Source organism: Amycolatopsis sp. NBC_01480 (assembly GCF_036227205.1).
In the GTDB taxonomy this organism is placed as follows: domain Bacteria; phylum Actinomycetota; class Actinomycetes; order Mycobacteriales; family Pseudonocardiaceae; genus Amycolatopsis.
Map to the genome: position 1 here is coordinate 7272626 of NZ_CP109442.1, position 15895 is coordinate 7288520.

Genomic DNA, 15895 nt, shown 5'->3' on the forward strand with positions numbered 1-15895 from the left:
CGCTGCGATCCTGGTGCGCAGATTTCCAACGTTGTAAAAACGTGGGGCGGTGCTGCCCCAGGGATGGAGTCGACGGTGAAAACGCGCACCGTGCGCCGGCTGGTCCGGTCCGCTCGAAGAAAGGTCGCGGTCCTCGCCGCGGTGGGGGTCGCCGCGACCGCTGCGCCGGCCGCTGCCCTGGCTGACCCGGCCGCGGCGCAGCTCGCGGCGGCGACCGTGCTGGCCGGGGACGCGCGGTTCGTCGTCCTCTCGCCGACGCTGATCCGGACCGAGTACGCCGGCGACGGCAAGTTCACCGACCAGGCGACGTTCAACGCCATCGGCCGCACCGCTTTCCGGCCGACGCCTTACAGCGCGCGCGTTTCCGGTGACCTGCTCACCGTCACCACCAGCGCGATGACACTGACTTACGAGAAGGGCTCCGGGCCGTTCTCCGCGAAGAACCTCAGCGTGCAGCTGAAAGCCGGCACCCAGCCGGTGACCGCCGCGCCGTGGCAGCACCTGATCTGCGCGGCCGGCGCGCTGTGCGAGGCGGAGGACCTGGCGTACGGCGGGGTGAGCACCGCGAACGACCACTCCGGCTACGGCGGCAGCGGATTCCTGGCCGGGTTCCAGGGCCAGGGGAGCCGGGTCTCGGCGGACGTCGACGTCGCTACCGCGGGCTCGTACCAGTTCGACCTGCGGTACGCGAACGCCGTCGCCGGGGACGGCCAGCACATCACGCGCACGCTCTCGCTGTCGGTCGACGGCGGGGCGAACCAGACGGTGAGCCTGCCGCCCACCGACACCTGGGACACCTGGGCGCTCGCCGGTCCGAAGCTGTCGCTGGGCGCGGGCCGTCACACGATCACGCTGACCCGCACGGCCGCCGACTCCGGCAACGTGAACGTCGACAGCGTCGCGCTGGTGGCCCCGGACTCGCCGTACCCGTCCGCCGCCACGCGCGCGGTCGTCGACTGTCCTTTCGGGACAACCTGTGAGGCCGAGGTGGGGCGCCCGGCCGGGTCGGCCATCCGGGCGACCAACCACCAGGGCTACTCCGGCAACGGTTTCCTCGCCGAGCTGAACCAGGGCGCGGGCCTGACCGAGCCGGTGGTGAACGTGCCCGTGGACGGCACGTACGCGGTGCAAGTCCGCTACGCCAACGGTGTCGGCGGCGACGGCCTCCACCAGGACCGGACCGCGACCGTCTCGGCCGGCGGCGCGGCGCGGCAGCTGACCCTGCCCGTCACGAAGGACTGGGACACCTGGGGCACCGCTTCGGTCAACGTCCCGCTCAAGGCCGGCGCGAACGCCCTCGTGTTCGGCTGCCCGGACGCCGTGTCCTGCCACGTCAACCTCGACACTGTGGCCGTGACGGCGGCCGGCGCGCCCACCCCGGCGCCGCACCTGGCGCTCGGCGGCTACCGCCGTGGGCTCGACGGGTTCAACGGCGACAACGGCGCCCCGGACACCACGCCGGGCCTGCTGAACCGTGACGGCTGGTACCTGCTGGACGACACCACCTCCGCGCTGTACGACCCGGCCACCCGCCAGGTCACCCCGCGCCCCGGGCACGGCGGACAGTCCTATCAGGACGGTTACCTGTTCGGCTACGGGCACGACTACCAGCAGGGCCTCGGCGACCTGGCCACCCTCACCGGCCCGCCGGAGCTGCTGCCGCGCTGGGCGTACGGCGTCTGGTACTCCGAGTACTTCGACCGCACTGCCGCGGACTACCGCGACACCATCCTGCCGCGCTTCCGCTCCGAGAACGTGCCGCTCGACGTGCTGGTCACCGACACCGACTTCAAGGCGCCCGACACCTGGGACGGCTGGTCGATGGACCGGACGAAGTTCCCCGACCCCAAGGGTTTCTTCGACTGGTCGGCGTCGCAGGGGCTGCACAACACGCTGAACATCCACCCCAGCATCAAGAGCTCCGACCCGAAGTTCGCGCAGGCGCAGGCCACCGCGAAGGGCAAGCTGGCCAGCTGTGGAGGCGACTGCTACACCTTCGACTGGGGCGACCCGGACCAGCTCAAGGCGTACCTGGACCTGCACCAGGAGATGGAGACCCAGGGCAACGACTTCTGGTGGCTGGACTGGTGCTGTGACAACTCGCAGTCCTCTTTGGACGGCGTGACCCCGGACGCGTGGATCAACCAGCAGTACGCCACCGACGCCGACAAGACCGTCGGCCGCGGGTTCGTCATCTCCCGGGCGTACGGCTCGCTGCAGGCCGGCGGCTACGGCAGCCCGGGCGCCCTGCCCACCGGGCCGTGGGCGGACAAACGCTCCACCATCCACTTCACCGGGGACACCTCCTCGACCTGGGGCACGCTGAAAGCCGAGGTCGGCTACACGCCGGGTGAGGCGGTGGCCACCGGGATGTCCGCGATCAGCCACGACATCGGCGGCCACAACGACACCACCGGCCTGACGGGGTCGGAGACCTACGTCAGCGGCGGGCAGACGCACCAGACCGCCAAACTGCCCGACGACATGTACGCGCGCTGGGTGCAGCTCGGCACGTTCCAGCCGGTGGACCGCCTGCACAGCAACCACAGCGACCGGCTGCCCTGGCAGTACGGGGCCGAGGCGAAGGCGTCCGCGGAGAAGTTCCTGACGCTGCGCGAAGACCTGGTGCCGTACACCTACACGCAGGCGCAGCAGGCCGCCACGACCGGCGTTCCGGTGGTCCGCCCGACCTATCTCCAGTACCCGGAGGAGGAGAACGCGTACGCCACCGCGGGCAGCGAGTACATGTACGGCTCGGACATGCTGGTCGCGCCGGTGACCACGCCGGGCTCGACCGCGACCACCTCGGTCTGGTTCCCGCCCGGGCAGTGGACGAATTACTTCACCGGGCAGGCCTACGCCGGCGGCACCACGCAGAACGTGACCACCGACCTCGGCTCGATGCCGGTGTTCGTCCGCGCGGGCGGGATCGTGGCGACGCGGACCAACCACGTCGCCAACGACGTCCAGAACCCGCTCGACCGCGTCACCCTGACCGTGGCGGCCGGCGCGCCCGGCTCGTTCTCGCTGTACGAGGACAACGGCACGAACGCGAAGCAGAACTCGACCACGGCGGTCCACGCGAGCGGGCACAGCGTCCGGATCGACGGGGCCAGGGGATCGTTCGCGGGACAGCCCAGGAGTCGCGTGTGGACGGTCTCGATCCTGGGCGCCACGGCACCGGCGCAGGTGACCGCGGACGGGCGGAAGCTGCCGTCGACGGCGTGGCACTGGGATGCCGCGGGGCACAAGCTGACGGTGGAGCTGCCTCGGCGTGACGTCCATGCGCCGGTGACGGTGACCTACTAACGCCGCGCTGCAGAAGGACTCGTGAGTGTTGAGGACGGTTAGAACCGTCCTCAACACTCACGAGCCTGTTCGTTGGAGGACGTCGGCGAGGACTGCGTTCACCACCTTGCCGACGTCTTCCGGCTCGGCGCTGTCGAGCCGGTCTCCGCCGGCGTACAACAGGTGCCCGGCGCCGATCAGCGAGAGGGCCAGTGACTCGGCGTCGGCGTCGGCGGCGATGCGGCCCAGCTCGCGCTCGCCGGTGAGGTACGCGGCGAGCATGGCGCTCGCCTCGGTCAGGACCGGGATGCCGTGGGCCGGGCCGGTTTCGCGCAGCCGGGCGCGCAGCTCGTCGCGGAAGACGACGAGGCTGACGATGGCCAGCACGAGCGGGTCGAACAGCTCGGTCAACGCGCTGGTGACATTGCCGGCGACGCTGCCGATCCCGGCCGCCGCGCGCAGGAGCGCGGCCTGGTCGCCGACCCGGGCGACGCGATCGCGCACGAGTTCGGCGAGGAAGGCGTCGAAGTCGGGGAAGTGCCGGTGCAGGACCCCCTTGGCGACGCCGGCCTCGGCCGTCACCGCCCGGCTGGTCAGCGCGCCCGGCCCGTCACGCAGCAGAACCCGTTCCGCGGCAACGAAAAGCTGCTGGCGAGCGTCGCGGATGTGGATCCCGGTCGGCACTGGTCTGGCCTCCGCCTTGTTTGAGTGGGCGCGTGCCCACTATGGTGGGCGCATGCCCACTCTACCGGAGCCGTCCTCGCCGCCCGTCCAGTCCCATGAGCACCGGGCCATGGCCGAGTCGTTCGGCGTGGATCCCGCGCGGTACGACCGGGCGCGGCCCCGTTATCCGGACGCGCTGGTGCAGCGGATCGTCGGCGGCAGCCCCGGCCGTGCCGTGCTCGACGTCGGCTGCGGCACCGGCATCGATGCCCGCCAGTTCCAGGCGGCGGGTTGTGTGGTGCTGGGCGTCGACCCGGATGCGCGGATGGCGGAATTCGCGCGGGGGACCGGGGTCGAGGTCGAGCTGGCGACGTTCGAAGCGTGGGAGCCGGCCGGGCGGGAGTTCGACGCGGTGGTCGCCGGGCAGGCCTGGCACTGGGTAAACCCGGTCGCGGGCGCGGCGAAGGCGGCGCGGATCCTGCGCCCCGGCGGCCGGCTCGCGGTGTTCGGCCACGTGTTCGCCGCCCCGCCCGAGGTCCAGTCGGCTTTTTCTGAGGTCTTCCGGCGGCTGGTGCCGGACTCGCCGTTGAACTCCGCGCCGTCCCGGACGCCGCTGGAGACCTACCAGGCGATGTTCGCCCGCGCCGCCGAAGGAATCCGCGAGGCCGGCGGCTTCGGCGAACCGGAGCAGTGGCGGTTCGACTGGCAGCAGACCTACACCCGCGACGAGTGGCTCGATCACCTGCCCACCACCGGCGTCCTCACCCGCCTCCCGCCCGACCAGCTGGCCGAGGTGCTGCACGAGGTCGGCGCCGCCCTCGACGAACTTGGCGGCGGCTTCACCATGCCGTACACGACGTTGGCCGCCACCGCGGTGCGGAGCGGCACCGCCTGAAACGGGGTCAGCAGAGGTCGACGGACGCGACGGTCGGCTCGGCGCCGACGAACTTCAGGCCCTGGCGGTCGCCGGGGGCGATGCTGAAGCAGCTGCTGTCCGGGGCGCGGTTGATCACCACGGTGACCCGGTACTCGCGCGAGCAGTTGTTCGCGACCGTGACGAACAGCGTGGTGCCGACCGAGCCGCCCTGCGAAGCGACCTCGATGCAGGACGGTGCGGCGGCGTTGGTCGCGGCCGACGCGGTTCCGGCCAGACCCAGGCCGGCCAATGCGGCCACGGCGAGACCGGCGAGCGGGGTGGCGAGCGTGCGGGTCTTGATCATGGGTTTGCCTTTCGTCTCGGACGGATGTGCTTCAGTCCGGACGGTAAGGCGGGGTGCCGGGGACCGGTCCCGATCATGAAAGCCGGTGGGCGCGACCGCTCCCTTTAGTCCGTCAAGGACTCCTTGCCTGCGTCCCACGCGGGTAAGGAGTCCTTGACGGACCCGGGGGAGTGCGTCAGGGGTCGATGCCGGAGATCCGCCGGGTGCTGGCGATGAGCGCGCCGGTGGTCCGGCTCGCCCAGTCGAGGATCGCGCGGGTCTCGGTTTCGTTGTAGCGCGTCATGATCGTGCCCAGATCCTCGATGAACGGGCCGAACGCGGTGGCCATCAGCGCGTTCATCCGCTCGTTCGGCAGCAGGTGCACCACGACCTTGCGGCGGTCGTGCGGATCGGGGGCGCGCCGCACGTAACCGGCCTTGGCCAGCCGGTCGAGCATTCGCGTGACCGCGCCGGTGGTGAGCCCGGTGTGCTCGCCGACCGCGCCGGCCGTCACCGGGCCGAGGCGCTGCAACAGGTCCAGGCACTTGCGCTCGACCGCGCTCAGCCCCAGCAGCCGGCCGACGGCCTCGTGGAACACGACGATCGCCGTGGCGAACTCGCGGCCCAGCAACTGGGCGTTCGCTGCCTGGTCGGAGGGGTCGGCTTGCGTCATGGGCCGATGCTACCTTACCCTTGCACTCTCTTAGTAGACGAAATAATGACGAATGCAGGGATTGGGGGAGCGCGATGGCGACCGTGGTGGAGGTGCCTGATGCCTGAGGTGAGCGCGGGCCGCAAAGCGGCGTGGGTGGGCTTGATGATCATGAACGCCGCGGTCGACCTGCTGCTGCCGACGGTGGTGCTGGTCGCCCTCGCGCCGACCGGGTTGTCCGCCGCGGTGCTGCTGTCCATCGGCGGAACTCTGGTGGGGGGCAAGGCCATCGGCGGCCAGGCCGGGTCCGGCCGGTTCCGCTGGCGGCTCGCGCTGCTCGCGGGGCTGGTGCCCACGGCGGCGATCCTCGGCTGTCACGCGGCGGGCCTCGGCGACGTGGCGAGCATGGTGGCGGGCGCGATCGTGCTGGGGGTGATCGTGCTCGCCGACGTCCTGCTCGGGCGTCGCCGGGACCGCGCCGAGGGCCGGGTCGACGTGTTCGCTCTGGTCGTGCTGGCCGAGGTGCTGGCGGGCGTGGTGCTCACCTCGATCAGCGGCGACGCGCGGTTCGTCCTGGCGCGGGTTTCGCTGTACCTGACCGTCGGCGGGCTGGTGATCCTGGCGTCCGCGTGGGCCGAGCGTCCGTTGATGCGCACTGCGCTCAAACCCGTTGCGGCGAAAGGACAACCCGCGCGCGAGGCGGCGTTCGAACGGGCCTGGGCGAACTCGCAGAGGTTCCGCGCGCTCTACCGGGCCATGACGGCCGGGCTGGGCAGCGTGCTGATCATCGACGCCGTGGTGCGGGTGGTGATCATCTACAGCCAGCCGGCGGGAGCGGTCGTCGAATCGTCGCTCACCTCGCAGCTTCCGCTGGTGGTCCTGATCGTCGTGTGGTTCGCGGCGGGCCGCGGCCTCGCGGTGCCCCGCGCCGAGCGGATCCTGGAGGCCGAGCTGGCGAATGCGCCTGCCAGCCCGGAGCCTCCAGTTCCCGCGCCTACGAAACCGCGGTGATCACCAGCGTCTGCTGGGACGCGGTGCGCCCGCCGCCGACCGGGCTGCCCGTCCGGTCGGTCCAGTACCGGGCCGGGGTGGTCTCCGCGGCGCGGCCGGAGAGGCCCAGCACTAGTCCGCTGTAGCGGTTGACCAGCCGGAAGCCGTTCCCGGAGCGCAGGACGAACCACTGCTGGCCGACGCTCGGGCCGCCGGATCCGGCCGGGGTGACCGTCGGCGCGGTACCCCACGCCCGCGTTGCCGGGGACGAGGTGCCGACGCCGAGCAGCCCGCCGCTCGCGCGGTTCACGATCCGGTACGAGCCGTCGCCGTTGGCCTTGAAGGACCACGCCGTGGCGCCCGCCCGGGTGAACTGCGAAGTGGTGGCGGAGCGGCCCGGGACCTGGGCGAGGACCCGGCCGTCACCGCTGGCGATGCGGTACGCCCTGGACTGGTCGAACAGCGGCGCGGCGGGGTGGGGGCCCTCGACGGTCAGGTCGAAGTACGTGCCGGAGGCGTCGCCCGGGCAGCCGAACGCGCAGTAGGACCGGAAGTTCTTCCCGACGATCGACGAGCTGGTTTTGCTGGCCCCGTCGAGGAACCAGCGGTACCACGACGCGTCGGTGTGGGTGCCGGTGTCGCCGGCCAGCCGCCACTTCTGCGTGGCCAGGTTGTCGGTCACGTAGAACTGCTGCGGCGCCTTGCCGCTCTGGTCGACCGCCTGCGGTTCGCCGATGTACAGCCCGAGGTACGCGTTGTAGGCGACGTCCATGACGAACAGCGGTGACGTCGGCGGGGTCTTGCCCGCCGCGACCTGCTCGGTGGTGGTCCCGGTGTTCGCCGGGTTGTACTCCTTCGACGCGGGCGTGTAGCCGGTGCTGCTCGCGCCGTCGACCGGCACCATGTTGCTCTCGCGCCCGCCGACGCCGGGCTCGGACCACTTGCCGTCGTACCACTTCTGCCAGCTGCCTGACGCCATCTTGCCGGCGATCGGCGCCCGGGCGACGTGCTCGTAGAACGCCTTCCAGCCGCCGTTCTTGTCCACCACGCGCGAGCCGTAGTACAGGTAGAAGTAGCCCGAGGCGGTGTCCACCAGCAGCCGCTGGTCGCCGTCGCCGTAGTAGTACGTCTGCTGCGGGAAGGTGGCGGTGTCGCCGCGTTTGGAGCTGTACGGCGTTGTGATCACGTGTGCCTTGATGGCCCAGGTGTGCCCGCCGTCGGTCGAAACCGCGTAGTCGATGGCGTCGTAGTGCAGGCCGTCGCCGAAGGGCTGCGGGGTGAACTCGTTGTGCACCAAGCCGTACCAGTCGCCGGTGTCCGGGTCGACCCACACGCCGGACAGGTCGCAGAAGTTCTTCTGCGAGTAGCCGGAGCCGGCCGGCGGGTCGGTGGCCTCGCGGCCGGTGGGGCTGGTGTTGCACCGCCAGGTCGTGTCGTTGTTCTTGTCGCGCGGCTCGGCGGGGTTCACCGCGTTGCTCAGCTCGCTCGACTTCGTCGCGGAGTCGAAGTCCTGGCCGGAGTAGAACTCCCACTCCCGCGGGGCGTCCGCGCCGTAGTCGGCGGCGGACTGCTGGAAGTAGTAGGTGCCGTCCTTGTCGATATAACCGCTCGCCGGGGTGTCGGTCGGGTAGGCGTAGGTGCCGGTGCCGTTCACCGTCACGGTGTAGCCGCCGGACGGTGCCGCCGACGCCGAAGCCGGGACCAGCCCGCCGACGCACAACGCCACCCCGGTGAGCGCGACGGCGGCTCTCCGGCCGGTTCCACGGGACCTGGGATACGAGACGGGCATGGGCTCCTCATTCCTTCCGGACGCCGGCCGAGGCGGCTGCGGGGACTTGGATGAGCATTGATGTCGGAAAACCAGCCAGAACAAACAAGATCGATCACATTTGGTGTGCAGTGATGATGCCCTCCGGGGTATTTCACTGTCAACGGACGCCAGTCGTTTAACGCCCTATACCCCGGTCATCTGCACGGTTCTGCGCACTTGGCTGCGCCACGACTGCTCGAAGATGCAAAAAGAGAGCATTGACGATGCACAAACCTGCATCTACGGTGACAGCTGTTGCTCACACCTGGCACGGATGGGGAGTCGATGAGCGGGACTTTCATGGCGGCGGAGATCGCGAGCCAGCCGGAGTGCTGGCGGGACGCGGCGAACCTGGCCGCGGCCAACGCGCGGCTGCTGCCGGCGCCGGGCGCCCGGGTCGCGGTGGTCGGCTGCGGGACCTCGTGGTTCATCGCGCAGGCGTACGCCGTGTTGCGCGAGACGGCCGGGCTCGGGGAGACCGACGCGTTCGCCGCCTCGGAGTTCCCACTCGGGCGGGCCTACGACCAGGTCGTGGCGCTGACCCGGTCGGGCACCACCACCGAGGTGCACACCCTGCTGGCCCGGCTGCGCGAAACCACGCCCACCACGGCCATCACCGGGGTCCCGGCCGAGATCGCCGGCGCCGCGGGCACCGTGGTCGACCTGTCCTCTGTGGACGAACGCTCGGTCGTCCAGACCCGGTTCGCCACCTCGGCGCTGGCCATGCTCCGCGCGCACCTCGGCGAGGACCTCGCCCCGGTGATCGCGCAGGCCGAGCGGGTGCTGGCCGAGCCGCTGCCGGCCGAGCTGGTCGAGGCGGGGCAGTTCAGCTTCCTCGGCACCGGCTGGTCGGTGGGCCTGGCCAACGAGGCGGCGCTGAAGTTCCGCGAGGCCTGTCTCCTGTGGACGGAGTCGTACCCGGCCTGGGACTACCGGCACGGGCCGATCAGCATCAGCGAGCCCGGCCGCGTCACCTGGATGTTCGGCGCCGCGCCGGACGGGCTGGCCGAGGACGTCCGCCGGGCCGGGGGCGTGTTCGTCGAAACCGGGCTGGATCCGATGGCCGACCTGGTGCGCGCCCAGCGCGTGGCCGGGGCGATCGCGGAGCGCAAGGGACTGGACCCGGACAACCCGCGGAGCCTCACGCGCTCCGTCGTGCTGAGCTGAGCATGACGCTCCTCGCGGCGGTCGACGTCGGCGGCACCACGGTCAAGGCCGCGGTGTACGAGCCGGGCCGCTGGACGAAGCGGGCCGAGCTGCGGCGTCCCACCGCCCGGGGCGCGGATCCCGCGAAAGCCGTCGCGGACCAGGTCGGAACCCTGATCGCGCAGCTGGAACAGGCCGGGCCGATCGCCGCGGCCGGGGTGGTGGTGCCCGGGGTGGTCGACGAGGCCGCGGGGATCGCGCGGTTCGCGGCGAACCTCGGCTGGCGGGACGCGCCGGTGCGGGACCTGCTGGCCGAACGCCTGCCGATGCCGGTCGCCTTCGGGCACGACGTCACGACGGGCGGGCTGGCCGAGCACCGCTTCGGGGCCGCCCGCGGGTTCGCCGACGCCGCGTTCGTCCCGGTCGGCACCGGGATCGCGGCGGCGCTGCTGCTCGGCGGCCGTCCGCACCGCGCGGCCGGCCATGCGGGGGAGCTGGGCCACGTCGACGTCGGCCACAGCCACCGCTGCGGGTGCGGCGCCACCGGCTGCCTGGAGGCGGTCGCGTCCGCGGGCGCGATCGCCCGCCATTACACGGAACGCTCGGGCCGGGCCGTCGCCGGTGCGCGCGAAGTGCTCGAGGCGGACGACGACGTGGCACACGAGGTCGTCGAGGAAGCCGTGACGGCGCTGGCCGCCGGGCTCCGGCTGCTGGTCACGCTGATCGCCCCGGAAGTGGTGGTGCTCGGCGGCGGGCTGTTCGAAGCGGGCGGCCTGCTTGAGCGCGTCGACCAGAGGCTGGCCGAATCGCTCATTTTCCAGCGGCGGCCGGTGCTGCGCCGGGCGGAGCTGGGTGACGAGGCCGGCTGCCTGGGCGCGGGCCTGCTCGCGGCCGAGCTGCTGGAACCGGCGGTGGCGCCGTGATCCTCACCGTCACCCCCAACACCGCGCTCGACGTGACGTACACAGTGGACAGTCTGGTGCCGGACCAGGTGCACCGGGTCTCGGCCGTGCGGCAGCGCGCCGGCGGCAAGGGGATCAACGTCGCCCGCGTGCTGTACGCGCTGGGCGCCGACACCCGGGCGGTCGCGCTGGCCGGCGGCGCCGCCGGCAGTTCCGTCGCGCAGGAGCTGGCGGCTTCGGGCGTGCCCGCCGAGCTGGTCCCGATCGCGGGGGAGACTCGCCGGACCACGACCGTGCTCTCGGCGGACGACCACGCGGTCACGCTGTTCAACGAGCCGGGCCCGGTGATCACGGCGGGGGAGTGGGCGGCGCTGGCCGCCGCGGCCGCCCGGCACCGGCCGGAAGTACTGGTCTGCTCCGGCAGCCTGCCGCCCGGCGCGCCGCCGGACGGGTACGCCCAGCTCGCCGCGTTCGGTGTCCCGACGGTGCTCGACACCTCCGGCGACGCGTTGCTGGCCGGGCTGGCCGGACGGCCGGCCGTGGTCAAGCCGAACGCCCGGGAACTGTTCGAGGTCACCGGAATCCGCGACGTCGAGACGGCCGCGGCCGAACTGCGGAAGGCGGGCGCGGGCGCGGTGGTCGTGTCGCTCGGCCGGGACGGCCTGCTCGCCGTCACCGCGGCCGGCACCTGGCACGCGGCGCCGCCCGCGGAGCTGAGCGGGAACGCCACCGGGGCCGGTGACGCGGCCGTCGCCGGGATCGCGCTCGGGATCTGCCGCCACGAGCCGTGGCCGCAGCTGCTGCGCCGGGCCGTCGCGCTGTCCGGCGCGGCCGTGCTCGGGCCGCTGGCCGGCGACGTCGACCTCCCGCACTACCACCGAGAACACCCCCGGGTCGCCGTGCGCGCCCGGGCGAGCTGAGGAGGGCCACATGCCATTGGTGTCCACCGGGGACATCGTCGGCGGCGCGGTGGCGCGGCGCCGGGGCTGCGGGGCGTTCAACGCCATCCAGCTGGAGCACCTGACCGCGATCGTGGACGGGGCCGAGGCCGCCGACGCGCCGGTGATCGTGCAGCTGAGCCAGAACGCGGTGCGCTACCACGGCGCGCTCGCCCCGATCGGCGGCGCCGCGCTCGCCGAGGCGCGGGCAGCGGGCGTGCCGGTGGCCGTGCACCTGGACCACGCCGAATCGCGCGAGCTGGTGCGCGAGGCCGTGGACCTCGGCTTCGGCTCGGTGATGTTCGACGGGTCCACATTGGACTACGAGGCCAACGTCCGGGCGACGCGCGAGGTGGCGAAGTACTGCCACGACCACGGCGTCTGGGTCGAGGCCGAGCTGGGGGAGGTCGGCGGGAAGGACGGCGTGCACGCGCCCGGCGCCCGCACCGACCCGGGCGAGGCCGCGGAGTTCGTCGCGAACACCGGCGTGGACGCGCTGGCCGTGGCGGTCGGCAGCTCCCACGCGATGCTGACGCGCGACGCCGCGCTCGACTTCGAGCTGATCGCCGCGCTGCACGCGGCCGTGCCGGTGCCGTTGGTGCTGCACGGTTCTTCGGGCGTGCCCGACGCGGGCCTGGCCGGCGCGGTGGCCGCGGGGATGACGAAGATCAATATCGCCACCCAGCTCAACAAGGTGTTCACCGCGGCCGCGGCGGACGACTGGCGCGAGCACCCCGACCGCGTGGACCCCCGCCGGTACCTCGGCGCGGGGCGGGCCGCGGTGGCGGTCGAGGTGCGGCGGTTGCTCGGTGTGCTCATGCTGGGACACGCGGAAGCCGCCAGGTGACGATTGTGCAGATTTACCGACTGAACTTGTTGACAGATGCGTGAAGTCGCAGAAAACTGCGCGCTAATGCGCAGAAACCGGCGTTATTTCCTAGATCAGGTGGTGGCTGTGGTGGCGATGCGAGGAGCACGAGGCAAGCGTTCCGAGGGGCCCGGGTTGCGGTCCGCCGGGACCTCACGGACGAAGCTGGCGGTGGCCCTCACCGCCGGGGCCGCGCTGCTGCTCGCCGGCTGCGGCGGCGGGGCCGCCGACGCGGGCGGCACGGGCGAGAACGCGCTGCCCGGCGTCGACCAGTACCTCAACGCGCCGTGCCCGGAGCCCGGCGTCAAGCCCGCCACGGGCAAGACGGTCACCTACTGGTCGATGTGGACCGCCGACGAGCCGCAGGGCAAGGTGCTGCAGAAGGCGTTCAAGTGTTTCCAGGACAAGACGGGCGTGCACGTCGACGTCCAGTGGCTGGGCCGCAAGGCCTACACGCAGAACCTGGTGCCCGCGCTGAACACCGACACCGTGCCGGACCTGTTCGACCAGGACGTGAGCAAGGTCGGCGCGGCGATCATGACCCCGGGCGGCACGCAGAGCCTCGACGACGTCTACGGGATGAAGGTCGGTGAGGGCGACAAGACGGTGAAGGACGTGCTTTCGCCCAGCTCGTACGACTTCCCGCAGAACAAGGACCACGAGGGCCACAACTTCATGGTCCCGTACACCGTCCAGTCGAGCGCCTGGTGGTTCAACAAGGACACCGCCGGCGCCGTGGCCCAGCCGAAGACGATGGACGAGCTGACCGCCCTGTTCGACAAGGCGAAGGCCGACGGCAAGGCGGCGATCAGCCTGGACGGGGACATCCCGTTCTACAACATGTACTTCTTCACCCAGCTCGCCGAGCGCTACGTCGGCTCCGGCGGGCTGTACAAGGCGGCCACCGACCCGACCGGCGCGGCCTGGACGTCCGACCCCGGTTTCCTCAAGGCGGCCACCGAGACCGCGAAGCTCCCGAAGTACTTCATCGACGGCTGGGACGCGGCGAAGTTCCCGCAGGTGCAGCAGCGCTGGGCGGACGGCGACTCGCGGTTCCTCTACGTCGGCACCTGGGCGCCGAGCGAGACCCGCGAGTACCTGGACAAGGAGGGCGCCGGCACGAAGATCGCGTACGGCTCCTTCCAGTTCCCGATGCCGCCGGGCGCCACGCACGACACCGTCGAGCAGATGTCGATCGGCTTCGCGGTGCCGAAGAAGGCCAAGAACGCCGAGGCCGCCAAGGCGTTCATCGCCTACTTCCTGAACAAGGACATCCTGTCCGGCATCCCGGCGGTGGCGGACAACCTGGTGCCCCGCGCCGACCTCGCCGTGCCGGACGACCTCAAGCAGGTCAAGTCCGCGATGGACGACCCGAAGAAGGAGCACGTGCTGCAGTACGACGGGATCGACGGCATCGCCGGCGGCAAGTGGCAGACCGACGTGTTCGACCCGGCGGACCTGGCGCTGCTCAAGGGCCAGCTGAACCCGCAGCAGTTCGTCGCGCAGCTTTCGGCCAAGAGCGCCGCGTTCTGGAAGACCCAGGGCTGATGACGGCCGCGACTCGGGTGGTGCGGGCCCCGGCCGCCCGCGCCACCCGCGGGGCGCACCTCGGCCGCAAGCGCCGGCTGTTCTGGCCGTTCGCGGTCCCGGCTCTGGTGCTGTACCTGGCTTTCCTGGTGCTGCCGACGATCGCCACGGTGGTGCTGAGCTTCACCCACTGGGCCGGGGCCGGCGACACCCCCGAGCCCGACGGCGTGACCAACTACGTGCAGATGTGGCAGAGCGACTCGTTCCAGTACGCCTTCCGCAACACGCTGGTGTACGTGTTCCTCGGCGGCATCGGCACGTTCGCCATCGCGTTCCTGTTCACCATGGTGCTGCGGGACATGCGCGGCGGCAAGGTGATCCGGGCGATCCTGTTCTTCCCGAACATCGTCGCGCCGGTGGCGCTGGGCATGTTCCTCGGCTTCGTGTTCAAGTACCAGCCGGGCAAGCAGGGCCTGGCGAACTACGTGCTCGAGCACGTCGGCGCGGACGCGGCGAAGTTCCTCGCCCCGGCGAACGTGACCGGGGTGGTGACCGCTTCGCTGATCTGGGCCAGCTCGGGCTTCTACATCACCATCCTGATGGCCGCGGTCGACCGGATCCCGCCGTACCTGTACGAGGACTCGGACCTGGCCGGGGCCTCGCCCTGGCAGAAGTTCCGCAACATCACGCTGCCGATGACCTGGGACGTGGTCGGGGTCGCCGGGGTGCTGTGGACGATCAACGCGCTGAAGATCTTCGAGCTGGTCTTCGTGCTGGCCGGGCCGGGCACCTACGCGCCGCCGAACCAGGCGTGGACGCTCGGCATCTACGTGTTCGACCGGACCTTCGGCTCCAACGGCACCCCGGACTTCGGCGCCGCCTGTGCCTGCGCGGTCGCGATGATCGCGCTGGTGTCGGTGCTCGTGGTCCTGCTGCGCCGGTTGATGCGCCGTGACGCCATCCAGTTCTGAGGGGGAGACCATGTCCGTCACGGACGCGCCCGCGCCCGCCGCCCGGGCGGCGAAGCCGGCGCGCAAGCCGCCGCGCCGGCCCAAACCCGCGCCCGGCTCCCGGCGCCTGAGCCCGCTGCGGCTGCTCGGCTCGGCGATCGTCTGGCTGTTCACCGCCGGCAACGTGCTGGTGCTGTACTGGCTGCTGTCGGCCTCGTTCAAGACGCCGGTGGAGATCTTCACCAAGCCGTTCGCCCTGCCGTACCAGTGGTTCCACCTCGGCAAGCCGTTCCGGAACTTCGTCTACGCCTGGAACAACGCCGGGTTCGGCAACGCCGTGGTGACCACCGTGGTGCTGGTCGGGCTGGCCACCGTGGTCACGGTCGCGGTGTCCGCGCCGGCGGCGTACGCGCTGACCCGGCTCGGCGTCCGCGGCTCCGGCCCGCTGACCAACGTGGTCGCGATCGGCATGGGCGTGCCGTTCCAGACCGTGATCATCCCGCTGTTCGTGGTGATGAGCAAAATCCACCTGGACAACGAGTACGGCCTCTTCCTGGTCTACGTGGCGCTGTCCATCCCGTTCACCGTGTTCCTGCTGACCGGGTTCTTCCGCTCGCTGCCGGACGAGCTGGAGGAGGCCGCGGCGATCGACGGCGCGTCCCCGCTGCGCACGTTCTTCTCGGTGATGCTGCCGCTGGCGCGCGGCGGGCTGATCACCGCGCTGACGCTGAACGCGATCGGGCTGTGGAACGAGACGCTGCTCGCGATCGTGTTCCTCAAGGACCAGGCGCACTTCACGCTTTCCCGCGCGCTGTTCACCTTCTACGGCGCGGCCAGCTACCAGTCGGAGTACGGCGGCCTGATCGCCGGCGTCGCCATCGTGGTGCTGCCCATGCTCGTGCTCTACCTCGTGCTCGCCCGCCGGATCATCACCGGACTCACCCTCGGCGCCGGAAAGTAGG

14 protein-coding genes are annotated in these 15895 nt (G+C 71.4%); 10 read left to right on the forward strand and 4 right to left on the reverse strand.

All coding sequences use genetic code 11. The annotated features are described in order from the left end of the window. The first annotated feature begins 75 nt into the window (after positions 1-75). Positions 76-3309 carry a TIM-barrel domain-containing protein gene (locus OG371_RS34635; RefSeq protein ID WP_329059873.1) on the forward strand — a complete coding sequence of 1078 codons (3234 nt, stop codon included), beginning with the start codon at positions 76-78 and terminating at the stop codon, positions 3307-3309. A gap of 57 nt (positions 3310-3366) precedes the next feature. On the opposite strand, the gene OG371_RS34640 is transcribed toward OG371_RS34635, so the two are convergent. Next, on the reverse strand, positions 3367-3972 hold the full coding sequence (locus tag OG371_RS34640) for a TetR/AcrR family transcriptional regulator (protein ID WP_329059874.1): 606 nt from the start codon (positions 3970-3972) through the stop codon (positions 3367-3369). Between the two features lie 109 nt (positions 3973-4081). Between OG371_RS34640 and OG371_RS34645 the strand changes: the two genes are divergently transcribed. Beyond that, positions 4082-4846 carry a class I SAM-dependent methyltransferase gene (locus OG371_RS34645; protein WP_329073354.1) on the forward strand — a complete coding sequence of 255 codons (765 nt, stop codon included), beginning with the start codon at positions 4082-4084 and terminating at the stop codon, positions 4844-4846. A gap of 7 nt (positions 4847-4853) precedes the next feature. Here the strand turns inward: OG371_RS34645 and OG371_RS34650 are convergent, their stop codons facing one another. Continuing rightward, positions 4854-5171 (reverse strand): hypothetical protein, encoded by a 318-nt coding sequence (locus tag OG371_RS34650; protein WP_329059875.1) that lies wholly within the window; start codon positions 5169-5171, stop codon positions 4854-4856. A 175-nt stretch (positions 5172-5346) separates the two neighbouring features. Then, the gene (locus tag OG371_RS34655; RefSeq protein ID WP_329059876.1) at positions 5347-5823 is read right to left on the reverse strand and encodes a MarR family winged helix-turn-helix transcriptional regulator; all 477 of its coding nucleotides are present in this window, start codon (positions 5821-5823) and stop codon (positions 5347-5349) included. Between the two features lie 99 nt (positions 5824-5922). Between OG371_RS34655 and OG371_RS34660 the strand changes: the two genes are divergently transcribed. Next, the gene (locus OG371_RS34660; protein ID WP_329059877.1) at positions 5923-6813 is read left to right on the forward strand and encodes a VC0807 family protein; all 891 of its coding nucleotides are present in this window, start codon (positions 5923-5925) and stop codon (positions 6811-6813) included. On the opposite strand, the gene OG371_RS34665 is transcribed toward OG371_RS34660, so the two are convergent. Beyond that, on the reverse strand, positions 6797-8581 hold the full coding sequence (locus OG371_RS34665; protein ID WP_329059878.1) for an RICIN domain-containing protein: 1785 nt from the start codon (positions 8579-8581) through the stop codon (positions 6797-6799). The genes OG371_RS34660 and OG371_RS34665 overlap by 17 nt on opposite strands. A gap of 306 nt (positions 8582-8887) precedes the next feature. Here OG371_RS34665 and OG371_RS34670 point away from each other — a divergent pair, with 306 nt between their 5' ends. The 7 genes from OG371_RS34670 (at position 8888) to OG371_RS34700 (ending at position 15894) form a co-directional block, all read left to right on the forward strand. Then, positions 8888-9769 (forward strand): SIS domain-containing protein, encoded by an 882-nt coding sequence (locus tag OG371_RS34670; protein WP_329059879.1) that lies wholly within the window; start codon positions 8888-8890, stop codon positions 9767-9769. Positions 9770-9771: 2 nt separating this feature from the next. Then, entirely contained in the window at positions 9772-10671 is a 900-nt protein-coding gene (locus OG371_RS34675) for an ROK family protein (protein WP_329059880.1), read from the forward strand. Next, positions 10668-11570 carry a 1-phosphofructokinase family hexose kinase gene (locus OG371_RS34680; protein WP_329059881.1) on the forward strand — a complete coding sequence of 301 codons (903 nt, stop codon included), beginning with the start codon at positions 10668-10670 and terminating at the stop codon, positions 11568-11570. The genes OG371_RS34675 and OG371_RS34680 overlap by 4 nt, the downstream gene beginning before the upstream one ends. 10 nt (positions 11571-11580) lie before the next feature. Beyond that, positions 11581-12435: a class II fructose-bisphosphate aldolase gene (locus OG371_RS34685; protein ID WP_329059882.1), complete on the forward strand. Its 855-nt coding sequence runs from the start codon at positions 11581-11583 to the stop codon at positions 12433-12435. Positions 12436-12621: 186 nt separating this feature from the next. Next, positions 12622-14004, forward strand: a complete 1383-nt coding sequence (locus OG371_RS34690) for an ABC transporter substrate-binding protein (RefSeq protein ID WP_442876196.1) — start codon at positions 12622-12624, stop codon at positions 14002-14004. Further along, positions 14004-14954, forward strand: coding sequence for a carbohydrate ABC transporter permease (locus OG371_RS34695; protein ID WP_091616027.1), 951 nt, complete (start codon positions 14004-14006; stop codon positions 14952-14954). The genes OG371_RS34690 and OG371_RS34695 overlap by 1 nt, the downstream gene beginning before the upstream one ends. Before the next feature lie 10 nt (positions 14955-14964). Further along, a complete protein-coding gene (locus OG371_RS34700; RefSeq protein WP_091616030.1) occupies positions 14965-15894 on the forward strand; it encodes a carbohydrate ABC transporter permease in 930 nt (309 codons plus the stop codon). The last annotated feature ends 1 nt before the right edge of the window (position 15895 follow it).